This window comes from Paenibacillus sp. LjRoot153 (assembly GCF_964253085.1).
GTDB lineage: Bacteria > Bacillota > Bacilli > Paenibacillales > NBRC-103111 > Paenibacillus_E.
In genome coordinates, this window is record NZ_CAXUQH020000001.1 from 2,257,821 (window position 1) to 2,280,302 (window position 22,482).

The 22,482-nt window shown below is 36.0% G+C and carries 25 protein-coding genes, 1 pseudogene and 1 riboswitch; of the genes and pseudogenes, 20 read left to right on the forward strand and 6 right to left on the reverse strand.

What is annotated here, in order from left to right; all coding sequences use genetic code 11:
• Nucleotides 1–20: 20 nt before the first annotated feature.
• On the reverse strand, nt 21–1,445 hold the full coding sequence (locus tag ACSQ8P_RS09960; RefSeq protein ID WP_436235022.1) for an NAD(P)/FAD-dependent oxidoreductase: 1,425 nt from the start codon (nt 1,443–1,445) through the stop codon (nt 21–23).
• 61 nt (nt 1,446–1,506) lie between these two features.
• Nucleotides 1,507–1,605, reverse strand: a riboswitch (purine riboswitch).
• Nucleotides 1,606–1,750: 145 nt separating this feature from the next.
• Nucleotides 1,751–3,283 carry a class I SAM-dependent methyltransferase gene (locus ACSQ8P_RS09965; protein ID WP_436235023.1) on the reverse strand — a complete coding sequence of 511 codons (1,533 nt, stop codon included), beginning with the start codon at nt 3,281–3,283 and terminating at the stop codon, nt 1,751–1,753.
• Between the two features lie 410 nt (nt 3,284–3,693).
• Here ACSQ8P_RS09965 and ACSQ8P_RS09970 point away from each other — a divergent pair.
• The 7 genes and pseudogenes from ACSQ8P_RS09970 to ACSQ8P_RS10000 form a co-directional block, all read left to right on the forward strand.
• Nucleotides 3,694–3,894, forward strand: a pseudogene (locus ACSQ8P_RS09970) (RNA polymerase subunit sigma-70); the annotation flags it as partial.
• A 604-nt stretch (nt 3,895–4,498) separates the two neighbouring features.
• The gene (locus ACSQ8P_RS09975; RefSeq protein WP_436235024.1) at nt 4,499–4,960 is read left to right on the forward strand and encodes a hypothetical protein; all 462 of its coding nucleotides are present in this window, start codon (nt 4,499–4,501) and stop codon (nt 4,958–4,960) included.
• A 122-nt stretch (nt 4,961–5,082) separates the two neighbouring features.
• The gene (locus ACSQ8P_RS09980; protein ID WP_436235025.1) at nt 5,083–5,667 is read left to right on the forward strand and encodes an NUDIX domain-containing protein; all 585 of its coding nucleotides are present in this window, start codon (nt 5,083–5,085) and stop codon (nt 5,665–5,667) included.
• A gap of 34 nt (nt 5,668–5,701) precedes the next feature.
• Entirely contained in the window at nt 5,702–6,088 is a 387-nt protein-coding gene (locus ACSQ8P_RS09985; protein WP_436235026.1) for a hypothetical protein, read from the forward strand.
• A 55-nt stretch (nt 6,089–6,143) separates the two neighbouring features.
• Nucleotides 6,144–6,416: a hypothetical protein gene (locus tag ACSQ8P_RS09990; protein ID WP_436235027.1), complete on the forward strand. Its 273-nt coding sequence runs from the start codon at nt 6,144–6,146 to the stop codon at nt 6,414–6,416.
• Between the two features lie 217 nt (nt 6,417–6,633).
• The gene (locus ACSQ8P_RS09995; protein WP_436235028.1) at nt 6,634–6,924 is read left to right on the forward strand and encodes a hypothetical protein; all 291 of its coding nucleotides are present in this window, start codon (nt 6,634–6,636) and stop codon (nt 6,922–6,924) included.
• A 148-nt stretch (nt 6,925–7,072) separates the two neighbouring features.
• Nucleotides 7,073–7,297, forward strand: coding sequence for a nucleoside triphosphate pyrophosphohydrolase (locus ACSQ8P_RS10000; protein ID WP_436235029.1), 225 nt, complete (start codon nt 7,073–7,075; stop codon nt 7,295–7,297).
• Nucleotides 7,298–7,467: 170 nt separating this feature from the next.
• Here ACSQ8P_RS10000 and ACSQ8P_RS10005 read toward each other — a convergent pair whose 3' ends face one another.
• Nucleotides 7,468–8,619 carry a hypothetical protein gene (locus ACSQ8P_RS10005; RefSeq protein ID WP_436235030.1) on the reverse strand — a complete coding sequence of 384 codons (1,152 nt, stop codon included), beginning with the start codon at nt 8,617–8,619 and terminating at the stop codon, nt 7,468–7,470.
• A gap of 331 nt (nt 8,620–8,950) precedes the next feature.
• On the opposite strand from ACSQ8P_RS10005, the gene ACSQ8P_RS10010 reads away from it, so the two are divergent.
• The 6 genes from ACSQ8P_RS10010 (at nt 8,951) to ACSQ8P_RS10035 (ending at nt 11,775) form a co-directional block, all read left to right on the forward strand.
• On the forward strand, nt 8,951–9,409 hold the full coding sequence (locus ACSQ8P_RS10010) for a GIY-YIG nuclease family protein (RefSeq protein WP_436235031.1): 459 nt from the start codon (nt 8,951–8,953) through the stop codon (nt 9,407–9,409).
• A gap of 79 nt (nt 9,410–9,488) precedes the next feature.
• Nucleotides 9,489–9,875 (forward strand): hypothetical protein, encoded by a 387-nt coding sequence (locus ACSQ8P_RS10015; protein ID WP_436235032.1) that lies wholly within the window; start codon nt 9,489–9,491, stop codon nt 9,873–9,875.
• Between the two features lie 22 nt (nt 9,876–9,897).
• Nucleotides 9,898–10,290 (forward strand): hypothetical protein, encoded by a 393-nt coding sequence (locus ACSQ8P_RS10020; RefSeq protein ID WP_436235033.1) that lies wholly within the window; start codon nt 9,898–9,900, stop codon nt 10,288–10,290.
• A gap of 41 nt (nt 10,291–10,331) precedes the next feature.
• Nucleotides 10,332–10,490, forward strand: coding sequence for a hypothetical protein (locus ACSQ8P_RS10025; RefSeq protein ID WP_436235034.1), 159 nt, complete (start codon nt 10,332–10,334; stop codon nt 10,488–10,490).
• 282 nt (nt 10,491–10,772) lie between these two features.
• Nucleotides 10,773–11,492, forward strand: coding sequence for a hypothetical protein (locus tag ACSQ8P_RS10030; RefSeq protein ID WP_436235035.1), 720 nt, complete (start codon nt 10,773–10,775; stop codon nt 11,490–11,492).
• 34 nt (nt 11,493–11,526) lie between these two features.
• Nucleotides 11,527–11,775 carry a hypothetical protein gene (locus tag ACSQ8P_RS10035; RefSeq protein ID WP_436235036.1) on the forward strand — a complete coding sequence of 83 codons (249 nt, stop codon included), beginning with the start codon at nt 11,527–11,529 and terminating at the stop codon, nt 11,773–11,775.
• Nucleotides 11,776–12,712: 937 nt separating this feature from the next.
• Here the strand turns inward: ACSQ8P_RS10035 and ACSQ8P_RS10040 are convergent.
• The 3 genes from ACSQ8P_RS10040 to ACSQ8P_RS10050 are packed head-to-tail and all read right to left on the reverse strand — an operon-like array spanning nt 12,713 to nt 16,099.
• Nucleotides 12,713–13,678 (reverse strand): tyrosine-type recombinase/integrase, encoded by a 966-nt coding sequence (locus tag ACSQ8P_RS10040; RefSeq protein ID WP_436235037.1) that lies wholly within the window; start codon nt 13,676–13,678, stop codon nt 12,713–12,715.
• A complete protein-coding gene (locus tag ACSQ8P_RS10045) occupies nt 13,671–14,774 on the reverse strand; it encodes a tyrosine-type recombinase/integrase (RefSeq protein ID WP_436235038.1) in 1,104 nt (367 codons plus the stop codon). The genes ACSQ8P_RS10040 and ACSQ8P_RS10045 overlap by 8 nt, the downstream gene beginning before the upstream one ends.
• Complete coding sequence (locus ACSQ8P_RS10050) at nt 14,771–16,099, reverse strand: tyrosine-type recombinase/integrase (protein WP_436235039.1); 1,329 nt, start codon at nt 16,097–16,099, stop codon at nt 14,771–14,773. The genes ACSQ8P_RS10045 and ACSQ8P_RS10050 overlap by 4 nt, the downstream gene beginning before the upstream one ends.
• Before the next feature lie 684 nt (nt 16,100–16,783).
• On the opposite strand from ACSQ8P_RS10050, the gene ACSQ8P_RS10055 reads away from it, so the two are divergent.
• The 7 genes from ACSQ8P_RS10055 to ACSQ8P_RS10085 all read left to right on the forward strand — a co-directional run bounded on the left by ACSQ8P_RS10055 (nt 16,784) and on the right by ACSQ8P_RS10085 (nt 22,451).
• Nucleotides 16,784–17,632 (forward strand): hypothetical protein, encoded by an 849-nt coding sequence (locus ACSQ8P_RS10055; protein WP_436235040.1) that lies wholly within the window; start codon nt 16,784–16,786, stop codon nt 17,630–17,632.
• Nucleotides 17,633–17,713: 81 nt separating this feature from the next.
• Nucleotides 17,714–17,848, forward strand: a complete 135-nt coding sequence (locus tag ACSQ8P_RS10060; protein WP_436235041.1) for a hypothetical protein — start codon at nt 17,714–17,716, stop codon at nt 17,846–17,848.
• A 151-nt stretch (nt 17,849–17,999) separates the two neighbouring features.
• Entirely contained in the window at nt 18,000–18,335 is a 336-nt protein-coding gene (locus ACSQ8P_RS10065; protein WP_436235042.1) for a hypothetical protein, read from the forward strand.
• A complete protein-coding gene (locus ACSQ8P_RS10070; protein ID WP_436235043.1) occupies nt 18,326–20,008 on the forward strand; it encodes a recombinase family protein in 1,683 nt (560 codons plus the stop codon). Before ACSQ8P_RS10065 ends, ACSQ8P_RS10070 begins: the two co-directional genes overlap by 10 nt.
• Before the next feature lie 9 nt (nt 20,009–20,017).
• Nucleotides 20,018–20,875 carry a hypothetical protein gene (locus ACSQ8P_RS10075; protein WP_436235044.1) on the forward strand — a complete coding sequence of 286 codons (858 nt, stop codon included), beginning with the start codon at nt 20,018–20,020 and terminating at the stop codon, nt 20,873–20,875.
• A gap of 110 nt (nt 20,876–20,985) precedes the next feature.
• Nucleotides 20,986–21,687, forward strand: coding sequence for an RNA polymerase sporulation sigma factor SigK (gene sigK, locus ACSQ8P_RS10080; protein WP_028555640.1), 702 nt, complete (start codon nt 20,986–20,988; stop codon nt 21,685–21,687).
• 86 nt (nt 21,688–21,773) lie between these two features.
• Nucleotides 21,774–22,451, forward strand: a complete 678-nt coding sequence (locus ACSQ8P_RS10085) for an ABC transporter ATP-binding protein (RefSeq protein ID WP_436235045.1) — start codon at nt 21,774–21,776, stop codon at nt 22,449–22,451.
• The last annotated feature ends 31 nt before the right edge of the window (nt 22,452–22,482 follow it).

Here is a 22,482-nt window from a genome sequence, read left to right on the forward strand (position 1 = left end):
ATTATTTCCTCGGAAATAATTTACAGTGGAATGTTACGAGCAACCCATACGCCAGCAGCACCTGCTTGTGCTAATCCTCGAGTAATACCAGCTCCGTCACCGCCACAGAAGAGACCTTTGATTTCCGTTTCAAAGCTCTCACTCAGCTTAGGTCGAGCAGAGTAAAATTTCGCTTCAACACCGTAGAAAAGCGTATGCTCGGATGCGATACCTGGTGTTACTTTTTCAAGTGCGTGGATCATTTCGATTAAGCTTTTCATCGTATTGTAGGGAAGAACTAGTCCAAGATCCCCCGGAACTGCCTCAGAAAGTGTGGGTTCTAAGAATCCTTCGCGTATCCGCTCAGCCGTAGACCTACGTCCTCGCATAATATCTCCGAACTTTTGAACGATGACGCCACCGCTGGATAAGTCATTCGCGTGCTTACATATTTCTCTTGCATATTCATTTGGCTTATCGAAAGGCTCCGTAAATTTATGAGAAACAAGTAACGCAAAATTCGTGTTGTTGGATCCAAGCGCAGGATCCTTATAGGAATGCCCATTGGCGGCCATGATGCCGCTGTGATTCTCAACGACAACATGGCCTGAAGGGTTGCTGCAGAAGGTCCTAACTCGTGTTCCAACCGAAGTGTTATACACAAATTTACCTTCATATAAATGTTCGTTGATTTCTCGCATGACGACATCAGAGGTTTCAACTCGAACGCCGACATCGACTTGATTATTGGACATTTTGAGTCGGCGCTTTTTAAGGACCTGCGTTAACCAAGCCGAACCGTCTCGTCCTGGCGCCAACATGACATAATTGCTTAAGCGCTCCGTGCCATCTTTCAAACGAATGCCTTGAATGACATTTTTATCTTCTCTTTTCGTAGTGATGATATCATCGACTTCTGTTTTGAATTGCATATCGATGCGTGTTTTCAAATATTCATAGATGGACTTGAGGATCATGAGGTTTTGCTCTGTGCCCAAATGACGAACCTGAGCGCGAAGCAACTTCAAGCCAGCAGCATAGGAGCGTTGCTCAATCTCTTTTACAGCTTCCGTTGTAGGATCGGTCATGTTTTCTGTAGCTCCGTGCTGAAGATTGATACTATCGACATATCGGATAAGCTCCATGACTTTACTTGGGGCCAAATAATCTGTCATCCAGCCTCCGAATTCGGTTGTAATATTAAATTTCCCATCGCTATAGGCACCTGCTCCGCCAAAACCGGAGGTAATGGAACAAGCGGGAAGACAACCAGAGAAGTCCTTCTTACCAGCTGGAGGTGGGCAAAGTTTGATTTTATTTTCAAGAATCGGGCAACTGCGCTTGTAAATATCATGGCCTTTGTCAACGAGTAAAATGTTCGCGTTAGGGTGAAGCAATGTCATCTCATAGCAAGCAAAAATACCGGCAGGTCCTGCACCAACAACAATAAAATCATAAGCTTTCATAGCAGCACTCTCCTCTGGGATTGTCATATTTGGACGCAAAAAAACCTAGCCACACGGGTATGCGAAAAAGAGCACCCGTCGTAGCTAGGAAGTTATGGCTTCCTCTAGAGACCCCCAAGCCAATCCTCGAGGATATACGAACGATTCATAGTTATATGGCTGATTGTCATTGCCTTGACTATCATAATACGAACATTATTTGTTGTCAATGAGATAATGTTCGTAAAATTTGCGAAATACCGTGCCAAAAAAACCTCTGATACCAGTATGATGCAGTTCTTTTGATCGAAGGTTCCCGGTTTTTATCAAACTCTGAGTTTATGTTTAACTTTAGAAAACTCTTCATCATAAAGAAAGTCTAAAAGCTGGTTACATTTATCTATACTCTCTATTATAATTTTCCTCTTCTCAAACTCATCATGAAAAACCCTATCACCGGTCCAGATACCGTTGTCGTGCTTTCTATAAACGGTCATAGGTTTCTTAATAAAACCGATGTCACCAAACTGAGAATAGACTATATTTAACAACCAATCCCCAACAAAGAAGGTAAATAGATCATCTGGAATTTGATCAAGGTATTTCGCATCGTAAAAGCAACAGGAAATGTTTCCGATTATATTATCTTGAATGATATCTTCAGTAGTAAAAATCTCTTTAGTTGCTGCTTGCTGTAAGGGGTAGAGTCCAAAATTATCTTGGTTTTCCCAATAAAAAAGTATACTATCAAACGATAGTGCACACTCCGGATGGCTTCCTAAGAAGTCTATATGATCTTGCAACTTATTTTCTTCTTTCCAATAATCATCACCATCGATTAACGCTAAAAAGTCACTCCCGCGACATGCTTCTAAAAGGCGTTGTAAATTCTTAACCATTCCCAAATTTTCTTTGTTTTTCAAGTACACAAGGCTTACTCCATTAGGGATCTGTGAGCTTTTTATAAACGATTCAATATACTCGGCTGTGTTATCCGTTGATTTATCTTCACAGACAACGACCTTTAAGTCGAAGTCACCTTTTTGAGTTACAATTGATTGAAGACACTGTAAAATAAAGTTTTCATGGTTATACACAAGTACGCCTACATTAACCGTAGGTCTTTTTGATTCTATTCGTTGTTCGATGTCAAGCAGCTTAATAAAAAGATTTTTCAACTTATTGGAAGTCAAATTTGCATGGTCTACATTTTTCTGACTCTTTTCTTTTTTTATGAGGATTCCAAAATACTCCGTTTCCAATAAAACAATATAATTCTGTTTTATATCATCATAGCATCGTCTTACAGAATCCCAATTGATATCATCAAATACAATTATTCCCCCGTCTTTTATAAGGGGAGCATAATTGGTAATATCCTCAAGAACGTGGTTATAATCATGGTTGCCATCTATATGAAGCATATCGATTTCGATATGCTTTAAATCTTTAACAGCTTGGGATGAGGTTTTTCTGATTAACTCAATTACATTTTTAAGTTCGAGTGCTTCCTGCTTTAATACAACATTTTTATATAGATCGTCGAACTCCAATTCTTCTAAAAAGTGATTTACTTTATCTCTAATGTCTTCCTCCATATCGTGTTGCTTGGCTTCATTAAGGGCATAAGGGTCTATTCCGTAAGCTGTTCCATTATTATCTTTAATAGCTTGTGATACAGAAAAAAGACTTCTTCCTTTGTAAACACCAATTTCTACATAATTTTTTAACCGAAATTTTGTGATCAAGTATGCCATAATATAACATTTGTTTAGGGGACTCCCCCCTCCAAAATCATGTAATGAGGAATCATTTTGAATTTCCATAATTCTTTGAAACAAATTATTCCTTTTAATCATTATTTAACCTCCTCATTATGGGAATCGAATATGACTGTAACACTGTTGTTGATCATTCTTTTGATTCTATTGATACATTTTTTTGTCAGCTCAACGATAGTGGGGATTTTCTATAAATATTCTATTCAGTCTTAGGAGAATTGCAACATGAAAAATAATTTAAGTATAATGGAGATTTCAAAAGAGTAGGCGATGTATGAGTTCAATCAGATGAGACTAAAGTTACTTTCCCATTTTAGTGTAACGCGGACCAAACAAGTCGATTTAGATGAGCTAGTTCTAAATGACTTCTTTATGTAAGTTATTAGGTACAGGCACTTCTAGGCTCCCACCCACATACACTAATACTAAGCTCAAAGCGGAGACTTCCGAACAGCTAAGATCCGCTAACACTGAAGGGGGTGGCTGGAATGCCTGGATTGTTTAGCGCAATAGCCGTATTAATAAAGCAGCTGACCTTACTTGTATCCTATGTCAAAAATAATGCGTTTCCTCAACCACTTACCGAAGCAGAAGAAGAATTACATCTGAGGCTTATGGCAGAAGGCAATGATCACTCTAGAAACAAGCTGATTGAACACAATTTGAGACTTGTCGCGCATATAGTAAAGGGGTTGTGGACACGAAGCTATGTAGATTTGTTGGACAAGTATTGTTTCCATAAGTGACACACATGTGGAGTGTTGTTAATTGTTTGTTTGCTACTGTATTACATTATTTATTGGACAGGGGTTCGACTCCCCTCACCTCCATTAGAGAAACCCGCTTAGTTAGCGGGTTTTTTGCTGTCTAAGGGTGGAAATGTAGACGAATTGTAGACGAGAAGAATAAGAATTGCAAATTGCTTGTATTTCGTAGACGAAACGTCTACAAAGATGTACGACTTAAGATTGCTTAGCAAGTAGGTGTTGTATGTATGTCATCTAAAGAATCGTTTCCGTTATAATTAACGATACGATAAGCTTTTAAATGCTGAGAGCCTCTTTGAGAGGCTTTTTTAAGTTGGAAAGCATTATTGTATCTTTCAGAGAAGAGTTCTGCCAATATCCTTAATTTGTAAATTGGTGTTATAATGAGAAGATAGAGAAAAGTAGCTGTAAGTTGATAATGAAAGAATGATTTTATTTAAGTGAATTTCCCCAATATACCTTGATGGTTCTATTTTGATCTGATATGATTCCATAAAATGGAATGCAATAGATTGGAGAAGGGGCAATGAATATTTTATTTGTATGTACTGATAATTATACACGAAGTGTGATTGCGGAATTTTGCATGAAGGATTATTTGAGAAAGAGTAACAATTTATCAGTTAATGTAGCGTCTGCTGGGATAAGGGCTAGTAGTGATATTAGCAAATATTCAAATGTTCATTTTAACATCATGGACGAAATGGGCATTGATACAGCCAGTTTTAAAAGAACACAATTCAACGAATCTTGTATTGAACAATTTGATGTGGTGATTGGAATGAGTGAACTTCATAAAGATTATATAAAGCAAAATTTCAACCAAGATGTACTATTGTTTAACGAAGTGTTTAGTGGTCAAAGCAATCCAGTAAATATTGGTCTGCCTGATAGTCCTGATTTCTTAGAACAGATGAAACAATTGGTGAAGTTCTTCCATGAAGCAATGCCAACTGTTTTAAGGAATGTAAAAGAGTTGAATCCTTAAAGCAAAGAAACGTTTGTGAAATTCAGACCAGCCTTCTAAGGCTGGTTTCTTATAACTTTACTAAAAAAGCTAAAAGAAAGCACAATTATATTTTGCGAAATTTAAGACAAAGGGGCAAATTCATGAACTTTAATGACCGTATCGTCACTGCTGGTGTCTATGTAAATGTACATGGTCTTTTTCCCTTTCAAGTTGGACCAACTAAATCAGGGTCAACTTTAGGTGTAATAAGATTAGGAGGACATAGAGAACACGATGAATCAGGTTGGGAGTGTGCTGAAAGAGAGGCATTTGAGGAAGCTATGATTAGAATCAAACCAATTACTCCACCAGCTACTTATTGGTTAGATGCAACTGCGGATTCAGAATTAAAACTTGGAGTCTGGCAAGAAGGGGACGTTAAACCAATACTTGTTGGGAAACGACAAGAAAGTAATCAAATAACCCCAATCTATTTAGCCTATTCCAATGATAACCCCACACCCGCTAATGAAGCAAAGGCACTTTTGTTACTTAGTCCACCCGACATTGAGAAAATAGTAACAAGTACCATAACACTAGGACAATATCTTGAATCAGGTGGCAAAGCTGTGTTTAAAGAAAGTCTTCCTTTAAACCTCGTGTTAGAGCCTTTTCCACACTTACGACTACTAAAAATGCTACTGGAGAAGCATCCTGAAATTCGCTTAACTTCAAAGAAACTTTAATTAAATGAGCAATTTTATTAAAAGGATGATGAAAATGGAAGAAAGCGAAGTCAAGTTAGTTGTTGAGGAAGTAAATAATTTCATCCAGAAAGAACTTTGGTTTGACTTTAGTTTACAGCAATATACCAATGACAAATTGATAATTACTGGTGGATTAAGTCGTTCATATCCGCCCATGATAGAGATTTATTTCGATGAGGTCTTTTTTATCTTACTTCATACAGATTGGAATACTGATACGTCAAAAACAATCTTAACCCTTCTTGAAGGAGAAGAAGCAAAGTCAATAAACCTAATGTTTCGAGTAGAAATTGGTAATCACTTATTTAGATTTACTCCAGAAGATTGTCAGAATGATTTCGGTTGCTTAGTAGTGGCTAGGAAAATCTCATATAAAATAAGTGAATTATACATTCAATAAAACATGGATAATATTATGTATGGAAAATATCAATTGATTAAAGGAGCAAGTCATAATGTTGAAGATGGTCATAAGGAGAACCTTTATTGTATATGGAATTATTGGTGTTTTAATCGGAATAAGCATGTTGATCTATTCTTTGTTTAATAAAGACTTCACTTTCTATTTTGGTGAGAAAGAGGTACACGGCATAGTTTCAGGAATAATTGCTGTTCCTTTTATACCATTTATTATGGCGATAGTTGGATTCTTGCATGCTATAATGCTTTGGTTTCCAATAATATACTTATATAAGAAGCTGACAAATAACAATTGTTCAAGTGTATGAGAACCTATGGAACATCTTATTGCAGTTGAGAAAAAACTGTATCTCTATAAGGATTTAAATGATTAAATAAAGCATGGAGTTGGTTCAATTAATGCTTCCTTTTTACGGCAAGATCGCAATATTATTAATATTTTTAATCGTTCTCCCTGGAACTGGACTCGCTATTTACTTTGGTTCTGTTAGAAAAAATGAGAGTAAGATGATTGCTACTATTATCATGACTATAATCCCATGCATTCCATTAGCGATCATGTTGATAACCGCAGGTAACCAAAAGAACGGAAATGAAATTGAGGCGCAAATTAAATCCTTAGGTGGAACGCTTGTCATTGTACAGAAAGTAAAACCTAATGATACACCGTTTACTCCCGTTCGTAAGACTTTCGGTAATCATTATAAGATTCAATATAACTTGAATGGGCAGACGCATGTAGCTTGGTTTCGAAGTGAGAAAGCATTAATTAAATTTCCCGAGTCTACCTTTGAAGAAAAGTGGATAATACAATAATTTTAATAACTTACGGTCGTATTTTTAGTTTAAATAAAAGAGAAGTTCGATTTGAATTCAGATAGCTGCTGCTAATAATGAGCAGCTTTTTCTTGTAAAGAAGAAAGTCTCGTTACACTTTGACACTTGTTGAAAGAAGAACTTTTAAATGAAAGCATATAACAAACTAGTCCGCGATAAACACATTCCACGGATTATTGAAGCGAAGGGCAAGAAAGCGAACATTAGGGTGCTTAGTGACGTTGAGTATAGAACATTACTTGAAGTGAAACTTCACGAGGAGTTCCTCGAACTTACTCATGCAAATGAACAGGAGCAACTTGAGGAACTTGCCGATATTATAGAGGTAGGTATATGGGATTTTGGAGAGTAAGGGAGTAAGCGTTGTATTGCGATTAAAAGTTTAAACTGCATTGAATGGAACATGTCGGCATGGGTACATCTGTCATACATAACTTATTGATTATCTATGCTTGGGCTATGTGAGTCTCCCTCGTAATTTTTAATCAATGCCAATGATTAGAGAAGGAAATAACATGTAAATCATTTTAAATAATAGTACATTTGGTCAAGTACTAGAATTGCTTGTAATGCTTTTATCTTTGTATAGTCATCTGACTTTGCCACTCCATGAGAAGTCGAATGTCTTGAAAGGTCAACTTCATTATCACTTAAATTGAATCCTTTAAAAATAATTTGATCTAAGTATTGATAAAATAAACTTGGGAAGGCGAGAGAATACTCACTTAAGAATTTATTAACTCCTTTATCCTGTATAAATTTCATCAAATCTTTAGTGGTTGGTTTGTTACCAAACTCTTTATGAAAGCTAATTCTTACAATGCCTTCAATCTCAGTATATAGTGTTTTTATGCAGTTAATATAACCTGATGGAGTATTTGTTAAAAAGGCTTCAATTCCAGCGGAAAGTATATTTCCTTTTTCATTAAACACCTCGTTATCACACCATTTAGTACTAATAGATAATATAAGCGCCGAATCATATTTATCAACTACTTCGTTTATCAAGATTGAGAAGATTTCAGAGGCTTTTTCTTTGTATAAATATGCTTTTGAAATGCGTTCATATTCACCGCCAACTAACTGAATGAAAGGAAACCAACCATCTTCCATCATAATATTAAATAACGATTGATTTTCTAGAATTGAATACTCTTCTTGGAAGGAAAGATATCTATAATGTTTTCCTAATACCTGAGATAGTTCATGTATATTCAACAGATGTCCATTTTCTATTTGCCTAAAATCGAAATATAAACCAAATTTCCATCCTTTTTTAAAGCAATAAATAATTATGTCATCTTCTGAAATAGTAATATTGTCGAATGTTAATGACTGAATATCAACTATATCGCTATGAAAAACCGTATCGCCGCTGTTTATTTTCTTCTTTGCTACGATATTTAAAACAAGTGGTATATCATTTACATATATATCTGTAGTTCCATCTTTATGAGCAAGTATAAGAAATGAAAGAATATTATCTTGAGAGAAAAATGAGTTCAGGTAATAGTCACTTATTTGCTTAACATATCCATAAAATTCTTTTTGGTCAGAATGTACAAAAGCATTTACAAGAACTTTTAAATTATCATTACCTGTACTTGAATCCTCAGCGGCAAACCCAGCTAATGGTTGCTTACCTTCAAGTATTACATGATTATGTCTATTCATTGTTCATCACTCCTTCAAACTTTTAATGTATGTAACAATTAAGTTGAAGACCAGGGTTATCAATTATTTCTAATGAAGAAGTAACTATAGCCCATATCTAAAAACTTAAGGTGAAATGCTCAATGGTAAAATAATACTACGTATCTAGATGTTTTTGTGTAATTTATTTTATAGTCATAGCTCAAAGAACGTTATACAGCCGCGATAAGCAGTTTCGTGGCTATTTACTATGTAATTAGAACTAAATAGCTGCTCCTATCGTAGACCAAATGTACTAATCATGATATGCTTTTTATGGGTATTTTTGGATAGTAAATTAAGGGGTTGGAATATGTTTAATAGCATTGATTCGCTTGAAGCTATAATTACGGAAGTTGAAGAAGAATTAAGTAGCGCTAAGCGTTATAAGCTGTATTCGGAGAATTGGACTAAAGATCTACCGTCTCTAGGTGGAGTGTACATAATACGAAATGAAGAACAAGTAGTTTATGTAGGTGAGACGGCAAATATAAAAGCTAGAATGCACAAAGATATGAAGAACACTCAGAACCATACGATCAGAAGAAACATCGGCAAATATCATTTCAGTGGTCACTCTGAGTACTATCCAGCTAGTTCTAAAAAGAAGTATGCAACAAGTATCGAAGAGTTGATAGATGAACAATGCAAAAATAACCTAACTGTTTCGGCAGTTGGTGTTTATGTAGGGAGACTTGAGGTTGAAGAATATTTAATTATTAAATATGAACCAATTTACAACAGCAAATCAAACGGAAGATCATTAAAATAAAAGACTGGTTTCATCAACTTATTCGTTATGGATGAGTATTGACTAGCGCACTTATAAAAAATGTTAGGTGGCGATCTTAATGTATAAGGTTTCAAAGTTAATGTTTTATTATGGAATCTACATTACTATTCTAGGGGGTTCCCTTCTTTTTACACCCAAGTTAGTGCAACCAATGTTACAGTTTAAAGATGATGCAACAGTATGGCTTCAATTGTTTGGTATGCTCCTTTTATGTATTGGTTTCTATTACGTTCGTTCAGGTTTGGAAAATAATATACAATTTGCTAAATCGACGGTCATCGGTAGAATATTCGTATGTATCGTTACAATTACTTTAACAGCTATGTACCATCTACCGATTAATTTTATTGTCGTAGCTGCGCTTGATTTTGTAAGTGCGATCCTAATAATTATGCTCTTACCTAAAAGTATCGAAAAGACAAATAGCAGCAAACTGAAGATGTAAGCAGATAAAATACTAGTTTTAAGTGGGAGAAAATAAAGGAGATGACCTTCAAATGCCATCAATTAACATGCAACAATTCAATAAAATATTAAAGAGTTATAAAAAAACAGAAAAAAAATACAAAGAGATCAGTGAAGTATTGGAAAACAGAGATTATGATGACAGTGTTGTTTTTGAAGGCTTGGTTTATGATTTGGGTAGTAATGTGGAAGAAACAATCAAATTAAAAAGTTCAGTGAGTGGAATGTTGGATATTCTGAAATTAAACACAGAGAAAGATGAGAAGAAGTATAATGAAATTTTAAAGCATTTAGAAAATGTAGTTCCCAGAAGAATTGAAGAATACAATGGGTTTATTGACGAATTGAATAAAACCACATTAAGCGGGAGTGGTTATGAACATCGCAAGTTATAATGAAATGCAATAAAAACTGACTTTTAAGGGAGACACTTGTTTTGTTTAAGAATAAGATACTTAACAAAAGAATAGTTGCTGCTTCAATGTCTGAGTTCAAAGAAGAGTTAATTCTGGAATTAGAAGACGGAACAAAAATAAATGTTCAGATTGTCATGCCAGAAGTAGGACAATTTGAGCTTGAAGTGGATATAGAATGAAAAAGAAGCTAGTAGTAATTGTCCTCTCGCTTATAATCAATTCCCAGAAACGGCAGAACACATCAAAGCAGCTGAGGAACATGGTAAGAATCCTGTCTGTAATATAGATCGTAAAGAACCGTAAGGATTCATTGAAGGGAGTTCCTACAAAACCTAACAAGGACAGAGATGAATTCCCATTGGAAATGTACGCTGAATGTGGTAGCGGTGCTGACATAGAATGCCTAAGCCCCTCAGTCTATCATGGAGCAGGCAAAAATTCGTTAGATAAATGGAGGAGCTATGAATTTTTATCAGGGTGTTCAAGCAGCTGTGGCTGGAATTGGTGTTGTGATGGAAGAGTTTCAAAAAAACATACGAGAAGCGGTATTCTTTTTTCAAGAGAGATTCCCTAAAGAGTATGTAAAGATTCATCAAAAACTCAATCGGAGAAGTTGGTATATAATTAATGACTTAACATTGAATGAGTTAATTGAATTGCAGGAATGTGATGAATTAGAAATTGATAATGTTATGTCTGATTATGCACGTAGGATTGTCAATGAGACAGAGTTCAGACTCCTCGAACACTTTCCCCACAGATCGAATGTTATCAATCAAGTGTTTTTTGCCCATAGAAATGAATGCTTCGCGCTTTCAGTACCAACGATGCTAACTCTTGCTGATGGGATTGGTCATGAGTTATTTAATGTGAGTATCTACTCAGTTGAAAGAGGGACAGGTGAACCCAAGACTAAGAAAATGGTCAAAAACCTAGAAGAAAATGAAATGTCAAGAAGTATGTATCTTTATCCGCTGGACGCACTTACGTCATTTGCCGAAGGTACGAACAACCTAGAAAAGATAAGACTTCAAGACGTTGACTTCGCACCCTTAAATAGGCATCAAGTCGTTCATGGACTTGTGAGTGAGTATGACACAGAGTTAAATAGTTTAAGGTGTGTTGTGTTGTTGTCGTATTTACTGGATATAAAAGAAGAATATTTTAATGATGCCAGATAAAATAACTGTTTAAAAGGATAGGGGGTAATAATGTATGGATGTATTTAACATCAAGTCTTCAAAAGATTTAATAGAAGAGTATTTTAAGGATAAACCCCTTAAAGACGGAATAATTGAGTTAGAAAAAAGTGTTAAGAAACGAGATATCATGAGAGGGACAATGTATTGGGAGGCTGAGAATGGCTATTGTATTGAACTCGCTAAATATTTAATCAGAAAAGGCGCAAACTCTATCGATATGTACGAGATTGTTGGAAACAAAAACATGCTACGTAAAAGATAAAATGGCTATTTCATGAGACAAAGGATGAAATTTGGTATGTCTGGACTTCAGAGTTGGAACTGTCTAGGTCAAGTTTTTTTATTACTTGTATTTTTAGTATTAACTACATTAATTATTATCTCTCAAATATGGCTGCCTCTTCTTACAATAGGGGGAATATTGCTCTTAGTGAAGCTATTTCGGAAACGATAAATGCATGTATATTTAAGGAAGTATCTAAAATATAGATTCCAAATGACGGTATGTCATCAGTTTTCCTTGCCATCATTAGAAACTGATATTAAGGTGAGCCGAGAGGCTCATTTTTTATTTGAATATCTCATCTTATAAATAATATTATCGGATGAATCGTGTAAATATACACTAACAACTCGTCTGATAATTACTTACTTGTAGTAGTTCATATTAATCTGATAATACAAACTAAATCTTCATCACAATGCTATCTCTAATTGTTGTTCATTGTCGTTTTTCTAGTAGCCCCATATCCAGTATTTGAATTCATACAGCCTTTATAAGAAGTACCTTGATCATCGTCATACTCTGATGACCTAGATAATTGTTTTAGCTCATCAGGGTTCATTCAGTACGCATGAGAATAGAGCCAGGAAGCGTTTATGTTCATGATTATCAGCATATATATGGGTTCTATGTCGGCCGCCTTCAGTTGCTCGATTTGTAACCCCAAGTCCTGACCTAAGCCCGATACACTAGCATATCCTACCTTTGAATATGACACTAAGTTATGACACCATCTGATACCTGGTTTCTACGTTGCTGTCCGAGTGGTGTCATAACTCTTAAGATCTGATCCTATTGAAGCCCCCATAAGATATAGCATAAACTGGTGGCGCCGCGTATTAAACTCACGGTTAGGAAATTAAGAAAGCAACCACATCAGTGAGTGCTCCAGGGAAATATTATCTTAAATAAGATTTTAAAGAGATAGCTCACTAACTAACTTCTCATAGAGAAGTTTATTATTATTTACTTTTAAACCATAGTTTCTGACGTAATTCGAATGGACATATCCAACTGTCGTATGTTTATCTTTATGTCGTAACAGTTGCTGAATAATTGATATATCGCTACCATTCTCAAACAAATGAGTTGCAAAAGTGTGCCTAGTTATATGAAGGTGGTTTTCTGGAATATTAGCTAAACTCAAGTAATTTTTAAACAAACCTCTGACCGTCTCGTAATTTATAGGCCCTTTTTTATTTTGGAATAAATGATCACTTGATGTGAGTTTAAACTGTTTACAGTAAAACTCTAATCCTTTTTCCATACCATGTTTTATTACTACAGTTTGGCTTTTTCCGGATTTGGTCTTTCCAAGATTAATAAATCCATGGGTGAAATCGATTTGAAACATACGAAGACTCAATATCTCTGAGATTCTGCAACCTGTAGTAAAAATGAGACAGAACAAAGTCAGATCTCGATAATAATCTTCAGACTTACTTACTAAGGTATGAAAGAATCTCAAAACATCATGCCGTGTTAGGGTTTTCAGGGGACGCTTAACAGGTTTGAGTTCCTCAAAGCTGAATTCGATTTGTCTAACTGGACTTGGAAACTGGTACTCCCTCTCAAGGAACTTAAAGAAGGCTCCAAGGGAGCTTTTCAGTAATAATAATTGATTATATGAAAATCCGTTTTTACTTTGTAAATAGTGGTTGAGTACTTCGGAGTTTATCGGGTTATGTTTAAGTACTTTACCAGTTATGTGGTTGGAAAGTGTAAAGATCTTCTCAAGATGGACTTCCTCTAGTGGGACTACTTTAAGAGTAGATAAGAATTGTGCAAAATCTAATAAATTTTTGTGGTGTATAGCTTTTCTATTTCCAGATATATTACTAGTTAGGATAAACAATTGAATGTCTTTTACTAGATTATTCATTCAAAGATTCCTCATCGATGCCAAATGCACTGAATAATAGTTTCTCAAAAGCAAATGGATACTTTTCAGTAATATGCTTTTGAAGATCTCGGGGGAAAAGTTGGATATAGATGTAGGTGGTTTCAGGTGATTTATGTCCCAAAACTTGGCTTAAATAAACAGTATCCATGCCTTCGAGTAAACAACGAACAGCAAATGTGTGGCGAAATGAGTGAGCAGTATATTGTTCTGTAAACTGCAGTTTTTTGCAAATCACTGATACCATATTGTCAATGCTGCGAACAGAAATGGGTTTTTCCCTCGTTGTTCCGAAATCTCTACTAAATAAGTATCCTTTTAAATTTCGATTCCACTCACTTACTCCGGTAAGGTTAAGGTAGTCCAGAACTATTTTCTTTACCTCTGGAAAAATTGGTATATTTCGATCTTTGTTTCCTTTACCTTTATAAATTCGGATAACACCATTCTCGATATCAAAATCACAAACACGAAGTTTGGAAACTTCACTTACTCTGCATCCAGAACCAAGCAAAAAACTAAAGAGCGCATGATACCGGTAACCGTGGGTACGTTGAAGTGCTTCTTTCAGGAAATCAAACACTTCATTATCTTTAAAATAACGAGGCCTAAGATCTACAGATTGGAATGAAAATCTTTTTTTATATTGCTTATCTGTAAAGTCTGAGTAATAGCAGAAATCAAGGAACTCTCGGATTATTGCTTTATAAGTATTTGTGGTACGGATTGCTAATGTTTCAATTTTTTCTGATTTCTCTGTGAGAAGAAAATCTAGAAACATTTCTTGGTTTAATTGATTTATAGTTATTTCAGAATGGTGTGCCAATAAGAATTTTTTTAATCGTTTTAAAAAATTAGTGTAGGTTACGAAGGTGGTTTGCGCAATTTGATCCAATTCTAGACGTTTTTTCAAGTGATCCATATATTGGTCTAGTACAAATAATACGGAAGGTTCATTTTTTGAACTACTCCCTTGCGTGCCGCCAGACTGGATGAAAGCAATGAAAGCATCATAAGGTACATTCAGTTCATCACACATTTCTTGATAATTATATTTAGACGCATTGTTGAGATTCATTTTATTTGATCGATCCCTTCGACTGGATTATAAGGTAGGGTATTTTCAAGCAATGTTTCGATACTTCGATAGAAATAATGTAACGTTGAAACTAAATGTTTGTGTCCGGCTGATAGTGAAACCTGATTGATATCATTGCGGTCATTCAGAGCATTTGTGATAAACGTATGTCTTAATGATTTTGCAGAGAAGCGAGATTCGCCAAATGTTAGTTTATTGTATATGTTAATCATACCTCCGATAGCCTTAGTATTCATTGGATCACCAGTTTCCAAAAGAAATAGGTGGTCCGTCTCGGCGGGAAGTTTTTTTCTATATTCCAGATATATTGAGATGTGTTTCATTACAAATTTATCGACTTTTAGGACCCGTTGACCTGACTTATGGCAATATAATGTTAGAGTTGATTCTGTAATATTGACATCTGAAATCCTTATATTGCAGACTTCGATAGGTCGACATCCTATATCTACAAAAATGAGAGTGGTTGCAAGATCCCTTTGAAAATGTCGGAGTTTATTGTTAACTATCCCTTCGATGAAACGGAGTCGGTCTTCATTTGAAACATATTCATTGTCTCGAGTTATTGGGTTACCTTTGAACTTAAGAGGGATGTCATATTTATAACTAATCAAATTGTTTGAATATAGATAGTTGATAAAGTGTTTAAGTTTTAATAACTTATCATAAGCTGTTTTCTTCTTGATTTCTTTTAGCAGATATCGACCTTCGAGATGCTTTTCGTAATTCTTGATATATTCTCTGGGGAGTGATTCGAAAGAAGTTATTCCATTACTTTTAAGGAATCTTAAGAAATATGCGATGGTGCTGTAATGTTCCTCGATACAGGAGGCATTGCGCTTTTTCAACCTCTCGATATAATCACGGAAATACTGATTCTGAACATAGTCTTTTTGCTTCCTGCCGTTAATGTAAAAGACTTTCTTTTCTCTTTCCTTTGGTTCAGTAAGTCTAGGTTTCCTTTGTTTAGCACTCTGGAAAAGTTGGTTCCAATCATCAGAAACCAGACCATTTAAGGTTAAAAATTGAAAGTACTTCTTTAAGCCGTTGGTTGTGTCTGCTAGTTCTCTTTTACTAATTTGTTTAAGTGCATAATCTTGGTTAAGTTTCTCCAAAGTTAATTTCAAAAAATCAATGACTTTAAAATTGGAAGAGGATGAATTGTATAGTAAATAATCAAATGCTGACATTTTAAATTCCTTAACTGCACTTAGAGTTTTAGACTGTTTTACAAGTCCGAGCGCATTAAGATAACTTTTAAAATCCTGTTGTTCTGGGGAGAAACATTTCAATTGACTAAGCATATGATCACCTCTAATTAAATTTTTGACACATAAGTCTATTAATATACTCATTGATTTTAGTAGTTTAATAGAATTAGGACTTCACATATTGGTTATTAATGGATATAATAAAATTAGAAATTTTCGGTGCGATGTAAGTAGCACCCATTGCGCAAGTCAAATGCCCTATGCGGCGGAATTTATGGTAAGGGATGAGTATGTCCTTTTACAATGTCCGGTGCATCAGGGCTTTTTGTGCTTCATTCCCTGATGACTGTATATATGAATATCAGAATTTTAAGAACTATGTTTAAAAGAACGCACTCATCACTGGAAATTCCATCAACTTAAATTATTTACATTTATTGTAATAAAATTACATAAAGTGGCCAATAATTTTGTTTAATGGAATTAAAATCGCTTTCTGTCGAAAGCGGAAGGGGGGATGATATTAAAAAGACTTGATGAACTAGTTTAATTTTTAAAATGAGTGAGTGCGTAAAATGGCTGCTAAAACTTTTCCGTAAAATTAACGGAGTGTTTTAGGAGCTATTTTTTGTTTAAGATGATTGATGCAATTTTGAATTATTAGTCTTTTATTATTAAAAGGATACCCTGAATTTTTGAATGGGTTTCTCTGTTCTATTTTCAGAACAGAGAAGGACTGGAGTAATTATGAGGTATTATTAAGAAAGGTGATGTGAATTGTCTAAATTTCATTTAGATATAGAGGCTATATATACTCGTTTGAAAATAATTGATAATTTTTTAAAAGATAAAAACACAATTAGCGATCTCTTCTACGAAAAGGTTGATTCTGCTGGAAGGCTTTCAATTGCCTGGCCTGAATTATTAATGTTACGGGGTAATTTAAACAGATTAGGCTTTATTTTAATCTCATTACCACTGGAACTCAGAAGAATTATTATTATGTTTGAAGAAATTTTAGGTATTTCAAAACGCAGATTTATGGATGAATTCGGTATAAGTACAGAAATGATGGGGAAATTTTCAGGTTATTATCAATTAAAAGGTTCAAGAGATTGTAGTCTTATTGAGTATAAAAATAGAATGAATCACAAAAATACCACTTTCTTGACTGAAAAGTATCCATTGATCTTATTTGCATCGGTTTCATTACTAAGTAGAATTCCATGTAAATGGATTATGCATGATACTGTTAAACGTGATTGGGATACTTTACAATTCGAATTACTTGATCCTTCACCAATGACAAGAGAAGAATTTCTTAATACTTTATATCAGTTGGATTTCAATAGTCATGATGTAAAAGCGATTATTCTTTACTCGGTAGATTTAAATGCTCAAATTAAACTAAGGATAGAGAATCAATACGGTTTAGTAATTATTGAAGCATACGATTTAGAATTAAATGCTCGGTATTTGTATGAGATTGAGAAATTATTAGGTTATAATTGTATTTCGAGTGGATATATGAAAACTGTAGTCCATGAGCGCGTCAATCCCACATTTTTATGGAAACATCCACTGTCTAATAATATTTTAAAATATCCAGTTGAATTTATTTCTTAATTTGCTCCTGCTCAGATATAAGAACAGACCACCTTTCTGGTGAGCATTGGAAAACCTCTTTGTATAAGGAGGTTTTTTTGTTTGGAAGAAAATCGCAAACGAACATTAGAACTATTAGAGAAATGGATTAGAGAAGAGGAGGAGCGTGAAGAACACTCCGACAATGAATCTAAAGAGAACGATGCAAATTCAATCGCTCATGACAACAAAGAGTGAAGCTGCTATAGCAGCCAAGAAAAGAGTTATTGAGTTGATTATTAAAAGGCTACTATCCAAACCGACTGAATGAAGTCGGTTTATTTTTCTTTTTTTCGGGCATAACAGTAATGGGAACAAATGTTCTATTACTTGGAATGTAGGTGTTTGCATGTTTGATTTTGAGGAAGGTTATGCATTGCTAACTAACAATGGCATTGATTTTGAAGGGAGATTCTACTCAAGTAGTATAGCTCTAAAAAAGCAATGGTTTAGTTTGAAATTAGGATCGATTTGTAATGAGGTAACCGTTTATTACGCTCCAGATTGCCTTGATTGCATTTACATAATTAATCCTAATTCGGAGTTGATATGTTGCTATTTACTGCCTACTCCTAAAGTACTTCCTGAAGAGTATCTACACCAATACTATACTCGTTTTCAAGAACTGAAGGATCACAGAGCACAAGTACATGCAGCTAAGAAAGGAAGAAGAAAATGGCTATAGCGATATACCCGCGTGTCTCGACAGGCAGCCAAGCGGTAGATGGTACAAGCCTAGACGCGCAAACTGAGCTTTGCTTAAAAAGGATATCTGATCTCGGCCACTCCATAAATGATGTGATCGTGTACCGCGAGGAAGGAGCAAGCGGAGAGGACATTGAACGACCGCAACTTAACCGTCTTCGGCAGGATATAGCGGCTGGATTGATCACTCATGTCTTTGTTACTCATCCAGACAGGCTTTCTCGTGACCTCACAGATAAGCTATTTATTTGCAGAGAGTTTGAGTCAAAGGGAGTCGCGTTGATTTTCGTCGATACCGAATATTCTTCAACACCAGAAGGCCAACTTTTTTTTAACTTAATGAGTGTTATTGCTCAGTACGAGCTAGCACTTATTAAGAAAAGAACTGTGCGCGGCAGGCTAAAGGCAGTTGAACGTGATAAGAAAATTATGCCAATGCGTGTTGCGCCGTTTGGGTACAATTTCGAAAATCAAACGCTTGTAATTAACGACAAAGAAGCTGAGGTAGTTCGGAATATTTACCAATGGTATATCTTCGACCATCTAACCTTACGTGAAATTGGAGGAAAGCTTTTTGAATTAGGGATATCCCCTAAAAGAAAAGAAAGCGAACACTGGGGAGCTTCTTCTATTGTGCGGATTCTAAATTCAGAGGTTTACATCGGTAAATATTATTACAATCGTCGAAAATTTAAAAAGGTGAAGGGTGAGAAAACCAAAGGCGGAGCACCCAAAAAAACGTATGAATTTCGTGATAAGAGTGATTGGATCCTGGTTGAAATTGAACCTATCATTGATACGGCACTTTTTGAATTAGCAAGAGAGCAGAAGATTAAAAACAGTACAGGTTCTGGAAACACAAAATATGAGTATCTCCTCAAATCATTAATTAAATGCTCGCATTGTGGACGAACTTGGAATTGTACGACCTACACTGGTAATCAGTTGCAAAGTCGTGAAAGTGTCAGATATACCTGTTATCGGTGCCCCAATAAAAACCCAAGACGATATGGAGAAGGTATTGAACGATGCCCAGCACAAACATTACGTGCAGATTTACTTGATGATTACATTTGGGATCTTATTATGTCAGTGATATCTGATCCCAATGAATACATAGCTCAATTAGAGGTTATGTCGGATTCAATTATTAGTGAAGTCAGGCAAGCAAGTGAGTTGATAAAGAATCAGCTTAATGAAAAGGGGAAAGAAATTGAAAAAATAAAAATAATGTTTAGACGCGATGTGATCGATGAGGAACAAATGGCTGAAGAGATTGCTTTAATCAATGTTTCTAAGTTGGAGTTGCAACAGACTCTAGATAATTATTTATTGCAACTTGGAGCTTTTGAAGAGGGGAATTTGAATGCTGAGAAGATTCTTTTAGCCACTGAGCGCATTCAAAAGTTTATAGAAAGTGGAGGCTCAGAGTTATCCTTTGATGATAAAAGGAAAATCGTTGAATGGCTGATTGATGAGGTTCGAGTCCACTATTTAGGTGATGAGGTTCAGATTACTACGATTGGTCACTTAGAGAGCTTACTTGCAGAGCAACCCAACAATGGTACGAATATTGGTGTAATGCTGCATAGAAAATTTAAGTTGAAACGTGCAAATGTGTATAGCCCGAAAAAGATAGTTGAGTGGGAGTAGCGTATTCACATGACAATATTTCATCTCAACCATTTTATTGAACAAGGGAAATACACGAAAATGAAGCAGTACGAATTTATTACCAATAGCATTAAGGAAAATGTTCGTTTGTTTCAAATGAATACGGAAGAATTACGTATTCAATGGAAAGAGATAGGTGTTGTTAGCAAGTTTGTTTCTAATAAAGAATACAATTGGGACAAGGATGTACTGAAGGAGATGTTTTATGATCTTGGTATCTTAGTGCATGCTTGTTCGATATGTATTGAAAAATTAGATGAAAACCAGCTTTCTATATTATTGAATAGTAATATGATACGGAAAGAGCAGTTTGTTCGTTTTAGCCCTAATCATAAATTGAAATTTCAATTTAATGGAGATATATGGTGGGCTGATATGAATATTCAAGATCAATTGGCTGTTTGGCAGGAGTACCATAGAAAGCATGAATTATTGTCTATAGAGTGGCAAAAACTTCGCAAGCTTGCTTGTTCTTCTAGAATACTTCTAAATGAGAAAAAGGTTGTGTCCGATTATGGGACAATCTCTCTCCTAGAGGCGAAGCCGGCCGTTTTAGTTCAACATTTCCTAAGCATTTTTGGAATCAATGAACTGTTTGACGTGGTTGTTATAGATATCTCTAGGGTAGAGGAACTTGCAGCCAGAGGGTATATCTGTATGTCTGAAGTGAATAAATATCGAAAATTTAAGGATGTTAACGTAAAGTTTTTTTTGATAGAGATCTCAAAGGAGCAGTCGATGTATGAGTTCAATCAGAGGAGACTACAGTTACTTTCCTATCTAAGTGTAACCAGAACCAAGGAAGTGAATTTATATGAACTAGTTCAAAATGACTTCTTCATGTAAGTTATGAGGTACAGGCACTTCTAGGCTACCACCCACATACACTAATACTAAGCTCAAAGCGGAGACTTCCGAACAGCTGAGATCCGCTAACATCGAAGGGGGTGGCTGGAATGCCTGGATTGTTTAGCGCAATAGCCGTATTAATCAAGCAGCTAACCTTACTTGTATCCTATGTCAAAAATAATGCGTTTCCACAACCTCTAACCGAGGCAGAAGAAGAATTACATCTGAGGCTTATGGCAGAAGGTAATGATCACTCCAGAAACAAATTGATTGAGCATAATTTAAGGTTAGTTGCCCATATAGTGAAAAAATTCGACAATACCGGAGAAGATTTGGAAGATTTGATCTCCATCGGGACGATCGGACTGATCAAAGCAATCGAGTCTTTCTCCCCTAACAAAGGGACAAAGCTGGCGACTTTTGCGGCACGTTGTATTGAAAATGAGATCCTGATGCATCTGCGCTCATTGAAGAAAACACGTAAAGACGTATCCTTGCATGACCCGATCGGAACGGATAAAGAGGGGAATGAAATTACGCTCATCGACATACTCGGCAGCGAGGCGGACGATGTGGTGGATGCGGTGCAGTTGAAAATCGAGAAGAGCAAAATCTATCGGAATCTGGAGATATTGGACGACCGTGAGAAGGAAGTCGTAGTCGGAAGGTTCGGGTTGGAGCTAGGTGGCGAAGAACGGACGCAGCGGGAGATAGCAAAGGAGCTGGGCATTTCGCGTTCGTACGTGTCGCGTATTGAGAAGCGGGCGTTGATGAAGTTGTATCATGAGTTTTATAAAGCGAAGCGGTAAAAGAATTGAACTCATTTGAATTAGTACACATTGAATTGAATCGTATTCTTCATTTATTTGGCTTCAAATAATGGGGGGCGAAGATAATGACAGCCTTAATTCAAATTGAGCATGTAAGTAAATTTTACTATATGGGCGGCGAAACGATTCGCGCGCTAGATGATATTACGTTAGACATCGTGCAAGGCGAGTACGTAGCTATCATGGGGCCGTCGGGCTCCGGCAAGTCCACCATGATGAATATCATCGGGTGTTTGGATTTGTCGGACGAAGGAGTCTATGCGCTTGATGGGAAGCAGATTCATGCTATGAAGGATTCGCAGTTGGCTGAGATTAGGAATCAGAAGATTGGGTTTGTTTTTCAGAGTTTTAACCTGCTGCCGAGGTTGAGTGCATATGAGAATGTGGAGTTGCCGCTGATTTATCGTGGATTATCAAGAAAACAGCGGGAGCCGCTGGTTATACAAGCGCTGGAAGCGGTGGATTTACTTGACCGTAAGAAACACTTTCCGTCGGAGCTTTCCGGCGGTCAACAGCAGCGTGTTGCGATTGCGCGTACGTTGGCGGGCGATCCGCCGATTATTTTGGCGGATGAGCCTACAGGGGCGCTTGATTCGAAGACAGGCGCGGAGATAATGGATATTTTCTGGCGGTTGAATGAGCAAGGCAGGACAATCATTGTGATTACGCATGATCGGCAGGTTGCGGAGCAGGCGAAGAGGGTTGTGAGGTTTCGGGATGGGCGGTTGGTGGAGGGTGAGTAGTTCCTGTGAGTTACCAATTCCATAGGATCTT